General features: G+C 63.1%; 11 protein-coding genes. 7 read left to right on the forward strand and 4 right to left on the reverse strand.

Annotation, left to right across the window (positions count from 1 at the left end; translation table 11 throughout):
* Positions 1 to 33: 33 nt before the first annotated feature.
* Entirely contained in the window at positions 34 to 498 is a 465-nt protein-coding gene (locus tag ABD161_RS06955; RefSeq protein ID WP_344000980.1) for a DUF262 domain-containing protein, read from the reverse strand.
* 559 nt (positions 499 to 1,057) lie between these two features.
* Between ABD161_RS06955 and ABD161_RS06960 the strand changes: the two genes are divergently transcribed.
* The 6 genes from ABD161_RS06960 (at position 1,058) to ABD161_RS06985 (ending at position 7,308) form a co-directional block, all read left to right on the forward strand.
* Positions 1,058 to 1,501: a hypothetical protein gene (locus ABD161_RS06960; protein ID WP_344000982.1), complete on the forward strand. Its 444-nt coding sequence runs from the start codon at positions 1,058 to 1,060 to the stop codon at positions 1,499 to 1,501.
* A 170-nt stretch (positions 1,502 to 1,671) separates the two neighbouring features.
* Positions 1,672 to 2,352: a hypothetical protein gene (locus ABD161_RS06965; protein ID WP_344000985.1), complete on the forward strand. Its 681-nt coding sequence runs from the start codon at positions 1,672 to 1,674 to the stop codon at positions 2,350 to 2,352.
* The gene (locus ABD161_RS06970; protein ID WP_344000987.1) at positions 2,352 to 4,508 is read left to right on the forward strand and encodes a hypothetical protein; all 2,157 of its coding nucleotides are present in this window, start codon (positions 2,352 to 2,354) and stop codon (positions 4,506 to 4,508) included. The genes ABD161_RS06965 and ABD161_RS06970 overlap by 1 nt, the downstream gene beginning before the upstream one ends.
* A 13-nt stretch (positions 4,509 to 4,521) precedes the next feature.
* The gene (locus ABD161_RS06975) at positions 4,522 to 6,459 is read left to right on the forward strand and encodes a hypothetical protein (protein WP_344000989.1); all 1,938 of its coding nucleotides are present in this window, start codon (positions 4,522 to 4,524) and stop codon (positions 6,457 to 6,459) included.
* 193 nt (positions 6,460 to 6,652) lie between these two features.
* Positions 6,653 to 6,976, forward strand: coding sequence for a type II toxin-antitoxin system RelE/ParE family toxin (locus tag ABD161_RS06980; protein ID WP_344000991.1), 324 nt, complete (start codon positions 6,653 to 6,655; stop codon positions 6,974 to 6,976).
* Entirely contained in the window at positions 6,976 to 7,308 is a 333-nt protein-coding gene (locus ABD161_RS06985) for a helix-turn-helix domain-containing protein (protein ID WP_344001001.1), read from the forward strand. Before ABD161_RS06980 ends, ABD161_RS06985 begins: the two co-directional genes overlap by 1 nt.
* Before the next feature lie 451 nt (positions 7,309 to 7,759).
* Here the strand turns inward: ABD161_RS06985 and ABD161_RS06990 are convergent, their stop codons facing one another.
* Positions 7,760 to 8,338, reverse strand: coding sequence for a hypothetical protein (locus ABD161_RS06990; protein ID WP_344000993.1), 579 nt, complete (start codon positions 8,336 to 8,338; stop codon positions 7,760 to 7,762).
* A complete protein-coding gene (locus ABD161_RS06995; RefSeq protein WP_344000995.1) occupies positions 8,331 to 8,780 on the reverse strand; it encodes a hypothetical protein in 450 nt (149 codons plus the stop codon). The genes ABD161_RS06990 and ABD161_RS06995 overlap by 8 nt, the downstream gene beginning before the upstream one ends.
* Positions 8,781 to 9,124: 344 nt before the next feature.
* Between ABD161_RS06995 and ABD161_RS07000 the strand changes: the two genes are divergently transcribed.
* The gene (locus ABD161_RS07000) at positions 9,125 to 10,198 is read left to right on the forward strand and encodes a DUF3644 domain-containing protein (RefSeq protein ID WP_344000997.1); all 1,074 of its coding nucleotides are present in this window, start codon (positions 9,125 to 9,127) and stop codon (positions 10,196 to 10,198) included.
* 568 nt (positions 10,199 to 10,766) lie between these two features.
* Here the strand turns inward: ABD161_RS07000 and ABD161_RS07005 are convergent.
* Complete coding sequence (locus tag ABD161_RS07005) at positions 10,767 to 11,306, reverse strand: hypothetical protein (RefSeq protein WP_344001000.1); 540 nt, start codon at positions 11,304 to 11,306, stop codon at positions 10,767 to 10,769.
* Between the last annotated feature and the right edge of the window lie 181 nt (positions 11,307 to 11,487).

Here is an 11,487-nt window from a genome sequence, read left to right on the forward strand (position 1 = left end):
GAGACCTCGACGCCTACCCGGCCACCGCGACGCTCAGACCGCTACACGCTCAAATGCGATGAGCCGCTTGAACCTGTCACCAAAGAAGGCTGCGAGCGTCGTCAGTCGCTGCTGGCCGTCCAGCACAAGGTACTTTTTCCCGGGCTGCTCTACGAGGAAGATGCCTGGTACCGGGAACCCCAGCAGCAATGACTCGATGAACCGGTCCATCTGGTTCCGGCTCCAGACGCGTCGTCGCTGGAAGCCTTGCGCTTTGGGATCAGGTAGCTCCACCTGCGGATCGAAGGCCGGAACGATGATCGCTTCGGCGTTGAACCTGCGCACCAGCCCATGCACGTCGAACTCCGTGCCGAAGTAGGTTAGCGGTGCAGTATTCCGAGCAGCAGCCTCGGACTCGTCGACGTCCAGGACGTCATCGACGTTGACGAGATCGTCTGAGCTGACGTCGTTGGGTTGAGGGGCCGAGTCGTCCGGGTTGCCGTGCGCGTCCGTGGTCACTCTGTGATGGTATCCGTGGGGTGGCAACACGGCCTTGTTCGAGGTGCCGAAGGCGAGGGGCGCGTGCGAAGAAAATGCGAACATCCGAGCGCTCGTGAGCATCCATGAACCAACGCGAACGCGCCCGTGAACCCCGGCGAATCCACGGAGAGCCCTTGACCACCAGCGACTGAAGGCATGGACGCGGGGTTCAAATCCCTCCGTCTCCGCCAAAAAATCCCGGTCAGCATGCTTTTACGTGTGGGCCGAACGTCGATTTGCGTAAGATCTGCGCAAGATTCTTTACGCAGATCGCGTGGCGGTCATGGTTCAGCGCCGACCGTGTCGCGTATTTTCGCGGCTTTCTAGAGGGGAGACGGAGGGATTGTCTCCCTCGTCCCTCTGGAGCGTTAGTCGGACCGCCAACATGGGACTGTGTCTTCGGGGCCAATCGGGCTAATCGGCCAGCGGAGGACCGTCGCGGCTTGCCGGAGGTCATCTGCACGGATGGCGACCGGCCATCTCGCGCTGAACGACTGTAGTACGAGTTCGAGCTTCACGCCCCGCTAGTCTGGCTGGCGTGGAGTGGATTCTCACCGGCGTCGTCGTTCCGCTCGTTATTGCAGGAATCACAGCGTTCGGTGCGACGTTGTACACCAACCGTCGAGCCGACCGACGAGAGACGAAGCGAGAGGATGAAGTCGCTCGTGCCGCAGTCCGAGCATTCATCCGTGAGCTTCGAAACGTGGCCGACTACCTCGAAGAGGACGAGATCACTCGAGGAAGCGGTCGAGGCGCGGATATGACGATCATCGACCCAGGCGGAAAAGAGGCAATCCGCGACGCATACCGGAGGGCAGCCCCGTACTTCCACCGACTCGCCGTGCGAGACGACGAACGCGTTGCAACGAGCAACAGCTTTCCCGATTTCGGTCGCTGGGCGATGGAGGGCTCGGACAACTTCTACGAACGCGCGCGGCTCCTCCAGAAAGTCCTCGACCGCGGGTTGCGACCCGCACCGTGAACCGCTGTCGTCTATCCGCAGGACGACGCCCCAACGGCTCATTGCCCGGCCCTTACCGCTGCTCGATGTCGTTCATGACATCATGTGCGGGCTGAGTGTTTGGATCAAGCGTGTCGGCGTCGGTACGCGGAGCTCATCTGGAACGCTGACGATTGGGGAAAGGAACATGGGTGTCTGTCATTTCGATCCCGCCATCTGATGCGCGCCGTCGCGGCGGATCCACGAGCCAGACCGCAACACGAGTCCTTGTACTCCTCGACGTGTTGGGAACGCCTGTCCCCGTTACCTGCGACGTCGAGAGCGCGGTTGCCGTTATGTCTTCACTGATTCGCCTTCAGAAGCTCGACTTCTGGCTTCGGAACCCCGACTACCTTGCAGACGAACTCCTCACCGATTTTGAGAATGGCATCTTGCGCCTCGACCAGGTTCAGCCCCACGTTGTCCGGATGCTGTCGGGCAATGCGCCTCAGTTGCACACCTACCCTATGGAGCGTTACATCTATGGGGCCTATGAGTTCATTGACGACGCGCTTGCAGTGCTCAAGCTCTATGGGCAGATCGTGCATCGACGGTCCGCCGACTCGGGCCCAGCGTCTCGGCGGGACTACTTCCTCCTGGAGAAGGGCCGCGAAACCATCGCTACGATGCGCGCTGAGATCCCGGACCTCGCCTGGTACGACCGGCAGGCGAACGCCATCGGCCTCATCGCCGACGCCGCGATAGGCGCGACTGCGAAGCGCCGGCAGTACCTGCAAGCCGAATACGCCGGAACTGCACACGGGGATGTCATCCCGTCGATTCTCGAGCGAGTAGGTGAGCGCGCTGTCGCGCTGAACGTGATGGAGGCCTGATGGAAACTGGCATCGACTGGGTAGGGGCCGTCGCACAGCGCGCAAGTGCGGATCGAGACGCCGTCAGAGAAGTGTTCGACCGGTATGGGATCGTTGGGCCGAAACCGGTCCCAACACGTCGCCCGTTGCATGTGGACGCGCTCCACTTTGCCGGCGTCAAGAACCTCGCGGCCGACGATGACGGGCAGACGCGACGATTCGTGCCCTTCTCCTTCCATCGCGCGTTCACGACGCCGGTGACGGCGTTTGTCAGCGACGGAAAGAACGACGCCGGTAAGAGCTCGACGCTCGACATCCTCAAGTGGGGCTTGCGCGGCTCGTCGAAGGTCGCGGGGGACGTACTGAAGTGGCTTCGTCAGGCGTGTGTGCTGCTGACCATCGGCGGAGAACGGGCGCTCATAGCGTGGCGGGTGGATGACGGGGCTCCCAAGGGACAGATCCTCATCCTTCCGATAGGAGTCGGACCAGACCTCGACGACTTGAATGTCACGACGGGCGACACGATGGCTGAACACAGCGACGAGGCGGCCACGGCCGGTGCACCCGTGTTCGGACTTGACGTCCCCGTAGACCATTTGGTTGCGCGGCTACTTGAGGAAGGCGCGCTCGCTGTCGACGTATTCAGCGGCCACGACGAGATGGAGGCTGTCGTCGGCGATTTCATGATGCAGCGCCTCGGCCTGGACGGACTCACCCAGTGGACGCGCATTGCCGGTGCAATGGACACTGACGACGGCAATCTGGTCGACCATGGCTGGCGCCTTTGGTCCCAGGCGCTGGCCATCACGAAGCCAAGTGAGTCGTCCGTCATCGGAGAGACGCCCTATCACGCGAGGAACGTGCTCAACACATTTCTCGCGACGGAGTGGGGTGCGACCAAGCTCAGCGCACGCGCCCAGAAGAATGCGGTGGACGGAAAGCTCGCCATCCTCCAACGCCGTCGAAGCCGGGACGCCGAGTCCCGGGAGGCCAGCGCGCATGTACTCCGCGCGGAGAAGGCCGAGGCCGAGGCAGAGTTGAGCTCCATTCCCGCGTCGAGCCTGACAGCGGAGGACGTCGAGGCCGCGATGGCCGCCGTCGCGGCCGCGTCAGAGAGAATCACCCGGACACAGCGTGCGGCGTCGGATGCTGCACTCGCGTACGGGGACGCGGAGCGGGAGCTGCACCGTGCCGAGCAGGATCTAGCGGCCTTCAAGGAGGCTGCAGTCACCAAGCGGTTCTGGCACTCGCTCAAGCCGTCGTGTTGCCCGAGATGTGACGCGAAGGTTCAGCCCGAACAGTGGGCGAGGGAGCAGGAAGGATCGTGTTCCCTCTGCAACAACCCGATAGACGAAGCGGATCAAGTGGCACCCGTGGGCGTCGAGGGTGGTGCTGGTGCCGATGAAGACGAAGACGAAGACGAACTCGACCCTGTAGCGATGGCAGAGCAGCGTGTCACCCAGTGCGCTGCCGACGCGGACCGACTCTCCACGCTCCATGACAAGGCGGTGGCGCACGCGAAGACCGCACAGGAGGAGTTCGAACGCGCGTCGGAGGCCATGCGTAACGTGCATGGAGACCCCATCGAACGCCGAGCCCTCGAGCGCCGCATCGCGGTGCTCGAGGGCCGCATCAAAGAGCGTTCCGAACCGTACGACGAGGGCCCGGAGGAGGAAGCATTGGCCGCCGACTCGCGCATCCTCGACGCCGCCGAGAGCTACGCGGATGCCTCGGTGAAGACCGTCTTCGCGGATGCGTTGACCTCAGTGAGCGCGCAGATCACGTTGCTCGGGAAGACTCTCGGGATCAGCAACCTCGAGAAGGCGACCCTTCAGGGGAACGCCCAGCTCCCGGTCGTGAAGGGCGGAGAGAAGACCGCGTTCGGGAAGCTCACCGACGGAGAGAAACTGCGGTTGAAGATCGCGCTAGTCGTGTCCCTCCTCGACGTAGGAACGACATCAGGCCTGGGCAGGCATCCAGGGCTCCTCATCGTCGACTCTCTTGCCAGCGAGGAGCTCAACCGGGAGAACGGCGAGCTGCTGCTGCGTGAGCTGAACCGAGTAGCCGAGACCTACAACCTCCAGGTCATCACGAGCACCGCGCATAGCGAATTGGTGGCGGCGGTCCTACCGGGCGAGGCCATTCAGACACCGACTGCGCAAGATTTGATGTGGTGAGGAGTCGCTAGCCGTGGCGCAGACCGTCTTCGATTTTCTCGACACCCTCGACGGCACCCCCTCCGTCGCCGGTCTCGGCGGCGAGGAGACTATCTACGCCTCGTCCGACGCGCTGACCCACGACACGCGCGTCGTCGAGGTCGCCGTCGCACTATGCGCCGAGTGGGTGGACCTGAAGGATCAGGAGGCGGCGAGCACGCTACTCCTCAGCGCTGCAAACAGCATGCCTGTGATCGCGATGCGGGACCTCTTCGACGTCCTGCTCGCTGCGGAAGCGGCGCTTCCCCAGATCGCCGCGGGCCTTGCGATCGCGTTCAAGGCACGCGCGGGCGGACGCGGATACGAAAGAGACATCGCGCTTGAGGGATGGACGCGGCTGGCGCTGGGACGCTGGACGAACAACACGCTCCAACTACGTGCGCTGCTGCACGAAGGGAGCGAGGCAGCTGACGCGACGCCACCCCTGGTTCGAGCCCTCGGCGCCGCCTGCTCGATGTGGGACGACGCCGAGCTGCTGGCCGCGCTCACCGCACTCGCGGCGCATGACGAGCTGGATTCCGACGCCGCAATGGAACTTGGCTTCCAGAAGATCGCATCCGCGGCCGCATGCACCGACGTTGCCGCCGTCCGCGGCGATCTCGCCGACGCACTTCACTGGTTCGACGCGGCGTACCGCGACGACGCTCGTCCCGACGCCGCCGCGTTCCGGGCCGTCGTCACCGGTGTCACCGAACAATTGTCAGGGCACGGGCTGCCGGATGAGCGGTTTGGCGCCATCACCGACGCCGTGTACGAGTACCTCGACGGATACCGCGGCGTGGAGTCGAGCTGGCGGGGAGCTCGCGCAGGCACGACGAGCGCCTGGTTGGACCTGCTGACCCAGCTCCGAGTGGCCGAGATGGACCGGTGGTTCGACACTGAGACGACGCTGGGGGCCCTAGCCCACGCATTCGCGGCAGAGCAGACCATGGCTCTCGTCGTTAATCCGGGCATGGCCGATCCTGCTTCACAAATCGGGGTGAGGGAACTCGTATGGCCCCGGGTCGAAGAGATCGCGCACGGGAACGCCTCCTTCATTACACATATGAAGCGGTGGCTGCTGACCACCGGCGAGGCCGAAGGTTCGAGTACGCGGACGGCAGTAGAGCGCCTGCTTGCACGCTTCGAGGAGTCGCCACCAAAAAAAGCGATTAGCGAATCGGCCCGTCTCTCGGATGCGATTCGCGAGAATCTCCACCTAACGGACGACCTCTTCTCTGAGCTCGAGAGTGCGGCGGCAGCGGCGCCGTCCCTCATCCCGGTGTTCGAACAGGCTGCACTTCAGATAGGGTCGCTGAACATCGCCGAGAGTGATCTCCTCGCGAGCCTGTTGGCTCAGTGCGAAGACCATGCTGAGGGAGGAATCGGCGCCTTTCGGACGGAGCTCACGGTGCTCCTTACTGACGTCATCCGATTTGCGTCCGCCCACATCAACATCGGCCAGACAGGGAGCAGGCTGCCACCGTGGATGGTCAGGGGAGAGCCCTGGCCGGAGGAACACGAACTCGCCGATGAGCTCAACTCCAAGCTGGTAATGGCCGGCCGAAGTGCGCTCGTCGAGCTGCCCAATGTTGCAGGCGGCCGAGTGGACGTCGCCGTGACCTTCTCTGGGCGGTGCACGATGTATATCGAAGTAAAGACGATCGACAAGGACCGTTCCGACGACGAACTCGTCGGTGACTTTGGCGCCCAGGCGGTCCAATACGCTGTGACCAATATTCCCGTCGCACTGCTGGTCGTAGGTGACTACTTTCCCCGAAAGATTCGCCGTGACCTGACAGGGGCGTTCCATGTCGCTCCCGTGAAGCTCGACCCCACCTCGCGGCATCACGCCCTTGTCACTGTCCGTTTGCAGGCGAACGTTGCTCCGCCGTCCGCGACCTCGAAGAAGCGGATCACACGCAAGAACTGAGCGTTCGGGTCTGCTGAACGAACTGTGATTCTTCGAGCCCCGTGTTTCCGTGGGCGGTCACGCGATTTCAAGCCGTGTGCGAACGCCCGTATTGAGCCAGTCACCTGGCGATCCGTGCACCGCGGCAGGCTGTCCGAGGGACTTCGGAAGATATCGCAGTTGTGCGATGATGCCGTGAGTGCGATCATGGGTTATGGCTGAGATCGAGTTGCACGACGAGATCGAGGCGTGGCTGGACAGTCTGAGCCAAGGCGACTGGGAACGCGTGGCCGTGATCGTCGACCGGTTGGCGGTGCTCGGTTCGGCGGCTCGGATGCCGTTGTCCCGGAGTCTAGGCGAGGGTCTGTTCGAGCTGAGGTTCACGCTGGGACGCACGGCGAGACGGATCACATACAGGTTCACGAGGGACGGGCGGATCATTCTGCTGACGACGTTCCGAAAGCAGCGCGACAACGAGCGGCACGAGGTCGCTCGGGCGAGGCGCGCAGCCGACGAGTGCGCGGTGGAGTACCCGTGATGGAGGACAAGATGGCGAACTACTCCCGATGGGATGACGTGAAGCAGCGTCGCGCTGCGGTCGATGACGAGCGTCGCGCGGAGATCGACCAGGATCTGGATCTCGGCCAGCTCGTCTACGACCTCCGCACCGCTGAAGGCTTGAGTCAGCGCGAGCTCGCCGCGCGGATGAACACCACCCAGTCGGTGATCTCCCGCCTTGAGGAAGGGGGCGGCGCGAAGAACCGGATCGACACCCTCGCGAGGCTCGCAACCGCGCTCGGCCGTCACCTCGTCCTGTCCTTCCCGGAAGAGCCGTCCGCGCGCACCGCGGACTCCGTCCAGGTCGCGTGACGGATATCACTCGCGCCGGGGAGCAGGGCGAGGGTCACTGCGTAAGAATCGCGTAAAGCTGAACGACTCCCACTCCGCTCGAACGTCGTCGTATGCAGCCAAGATCCGCGTGAACCAACGCGAACGGAGCCGAGCGCTCCTGGGTGCACCGGCACGTTCCGGGTTCAAATCCCTCCGTCTCCGCCAGAAATCCCCCTGATCAGAGGGCAATCCCTGTAGTGTGAGCCGCCGATTTGCGTGAGATCTGCGCAAGATTCTTTACGCAGATCGCATGGCGGTCGGGGCCCGGCGCCGATCGTGCCGCGTGTTTTCGCGGGTCTCCAGAGCGGAGACGGAGGGATCTTCTCCCTCGTCCCCTGGGGCGTCAGCTGGACCGTGCATCTGTGTCTTGCGGCATTGGAGCCAACTGAACCCATCCTCACCAGTCCCAGCGGGCCTGTTCTTGGGGTCCTCAGATGCCCGCGCACGGCATCAAGCACCTATCGCAAACCAGCTGAGCGCCTGCCGGCAGCGGAGCACCGAGAGTCTCCTCCACATCGGCGCGAGAGATCGGGCGGCTCATGATCCGGGCGTCCGGAAAGTCCGGCCGCTTGACCAGGCTCGCTTCGAAGAAGTTTGCCCTCGTGACAACCCTCGTCGCATGTCGGCCGCCATATGACTCACCTGGGATGTGAGGGCATTCCCATGGATCCTGCTCGCAGATCGAGCAGTGGCTCTCCAGTATCTCGACCCCGACGCTAAAGCCGACGCGAAGATGGCCGAGGTCCACCGGGCATTCCTGGAGGTAGCCCTCGCCGTCAGGAGTGAGGAGGCAGAGATCCGGTCTGACCTGTCTAACAAAGTTGCCAACTGCGTCTAACGTCTCGTGCGCTCGGTGAAACTCTGGTTCATCGTCAAGTCGGTCGATCGCGGCACGAGCGCTCTTGCGGAGGGTGCGAAGATCATCATCCGCTGCAGCACCCGGATCGGTTTGGTAGACCTCCAACATCCGGCTCACTTCAGCGAGGCGGGTGCGGCCATCGTCAGTCATCATTGTCGCCGTACCCAAGGCTGTGCTCGAAAGCGCGCGCGGCCTCCACGGCCGTCTCCCCGTCGCCATCGAAGCTGAAGTCGTGAGCCACCCCATCTGGCCCCTGAACCTTCCAACGAATGTGCGCCGTTGTGGTGCGGCGCGGAGGAGGCATCAGGCGCGTGAGGATATCGGCGAGGACGTTACCGGCACCGCCGGCGAGAACCGCTAGTCCAAACTCTGCGAGAGGCAACCATAGCTCTGCCGAATGGTGACTGACTTCCCGGATGTTGTTGGGCGTGGCAACGCGAACGGAGTATCCCAGGATCCGAAGAGCCTTCACGAAGGTAAGAGTGGAACCGGGGTAGACCGCGTGATCGCCATCTGGCCGAGAGAGCGAGTTGGGCAGTCCCGGGACCACGACAATTGAATTCGGATCCCATTCGCTCATTGCATCTGTCATGAACGTATTCTGCCCCTCGACACCCCGCGTTGCGTGAAGCAGGGCGTTGCAATGAGTTGAGCTCGATGCTATCTCGTTCGGCGCACGCATAGCGACCGCGTATCGGGCGAGCATCGCGGGCTCTCGAGACGGGGTGCGCTCCTCACAATTGCTGGGTGGGGAACACTGTTCAGTCCGACGGTCTGGCGCTGGCACTGGCGCCCGCTCCAGCCGCGCCTGTCGAGGCTCAGTAGTCATCGGTTTCCGAACACGCGAGAGCTCATCATCCTGGAGCTCCGGTCCTTTGGTGAAAGATGGTCGGGAACGAAGCGAGTGCCTCTCGCGGACGGCGGAAGGATGTCGACGTGAAGAAAGAAGCTCGGCTGTTGAAGGGCAAAGCGGTCGCATCGCTCCTCCTGTCCATCGATCACTTCAATCGGCTGTCCGATGTCGGACGAGTCGAGTCGGTGTTGATCCTGATGGATCATTCCTTCGAGATGCTGCTGAAGGCGGCGATTCTCAACGCTGGGGGTCGGATTCGCGAACCGCGCGAGGTCAACACCATTGGATTCGACGCCTGTGTTCGTCGCGGACTCTCGGCCGAAGGATTTCTGTCCGACGATCAGGCGTTGGTACTGCAAACGCTCAACGGGCTGAGGGATGCAGCTCAGCACCACCTCCTGGAGCTCTCTGAAGGCCAGCTCTACCTTCACGCGCAGTCCGGGGTCACCCTCTTCCGCGACCTTCTGTGGGATGTGTTCGGCGAGAATCTCGCGACACTTCTTCCGGAGCGGGCGCTTCCGATCTCGACGGTTGCTCCGATCGATCCGATCTCAATGTTCGCTGAGGAGATCGAAGAGGTGCGGCGGCTACTCGCGCCCGGCCGCAGGCGACACGCCGAGGCAACCGCGAAGCTCCGGGGCCTGGCGATCGTCAATGGTGCCCTAGAGGGAGAGTTCATCCAGCCGAGCGAGAGGCAGCTCTCTCAGCTTGGGCAGAAGCTGATGCTGGGCTCGAGCTTTGACGATCTGTTTCCAGGAATCTCAGCAGTCTCGTTCAATGCGGTCGGAGTAGGGGCTGACGTGAGCCTACGCATCACGAAGAATGAAGGAATCCCGGTTCACTTGGTTCCTGAGGGAACTCCTGCCGGTGGGGTGATCGCAGTAAGGCGGGTCGACGAGCTGGGCTTCTACAACCTTTCCCATGGAGACCTTGCGCGAAAGCTGAAGCTCACGCCCAACAAGACGACCGCGGCGATAGCGGTGCTGGGGTTGAAGGACGACCTCGATTGCTCGAAGGCCTTCAAGATCGGGCGCACCGTGTTCCAGCGGTACTCGCAGAAGGCGATCGAGCGCATCCAGGTACTGATCGATACCCGAGGGGTTGAGGACTTCTGGGCCCAATACCGAGCCCTGCAACCGTCGCACCGACGGGGATAGGACTTCCGACGGTGCTGCTCGGCAGAGGCTCGTTCGCAAGATGGCGCGTGTCACGCACGAGTGTGTCGCGTCCGAGCTTCTGCGTCGTGTTCTGGGCCGTGATAGCCGCGGCGAGCGGCAATCATGCGATCGATGAGGTGCTGCTCGCCCGAGAACCAGTCGCGAAGTTGGCCGACGGCCATCCGCCGAGATGTATCGGGTTCGCATTCCGAGCGAGCGTCGGAGTGTGGCTGGGGGCGAACTCGCGCACTCTCTTGCCGAACGCTTCGATATCTCGTCCGGACAGCGGACAAGTCCGCGTTCCCAAGGGTCGTGAGGTGGTTCTCGATGACGACGAGCGTCGTTGGCACCTGATCACGAGCCGCGTCGCCAGCGGATCAACTGGCCATTGAGCGATGTGTCTAGCGATTGATCATCTGTGTTGCACTCGTACCGTGCGAACGGCTCTAGTCATGATGCCGAGCGCGGCGACGCATCTTGGGAGCGCTCTTCGCTGATCACCTGATGTCTGGCAAGTCTGCCCGGTCGCTCACGAGCCGGTCGTTGAGTGATCGGATCGAGAGCGCACTCAGGAGCGGTGGTACCTGCCTGTGCTGCGAAGCCAGTCGTCGTACGTTGGTGCGCCGACGGTCACCGCGTCGCGTTCTTTCGCCTCGCGCCACCGTTGCAGTACCTCGATGGCCACGCCCACGTAGTCGCGCGCGTACTCCGTCCAGCGCGGGTCGAATTCGGGGGGCTCAAGCTGCTCGCGTATGTCCACAAGCTCGAACACCGCGACGACACCCAAGGCTTCTCCGCACGCGTCACGAACGCTTCGCCGGAGGTGCAGCATCTGCCGAGGAAGGACGGGCTTCGCGGCATCGAGTGCGTCGTACGTGTTGCCGAGCACGCGCTCCCAGTCGCGGCCGGCCCATTCGGAGTCGCTTTCGTGGAGAGCGGTTCGGAGGGCGAGAGCTGACGCGATGGCGGTGTCCGCGAGCTCGTGGCGGCGGGCTCGTCTCGCATCTATCTCGGCGCTCTGCTGGCCAACTCGTCCGCTGAAATAAGCGCCCAGACCTGCAGCTACCACCGTTGCGGCTGGCGCAATCAGCGTCGAAATGTCGAACATGTGAGAATTCTGGCGGACGCCGCCGACATAAGTGGCCGTCGCCCTTAGCGCGGTCTCCCAACGTTCAGTTTCCTGCCCCTTCTCGAGTCGCCGCGCGTGGGCTGCTCGGTCGCATGGGCGTGAGGAACGAACTGGTGACAGGTTCGGTTTAGGCCGCGAGTGTGAGCGGCTCGGCTAGCTT

The organism is Microbacterium paludicola (assembly GCF_039529675.1).
Classification (GTDB): domain Bacteria; phylum Actinomycetota; class Actinomycetes; order Actinomycetales; family Microbacteriaceae; genus Microbacterium; species Microbacterium paludicola.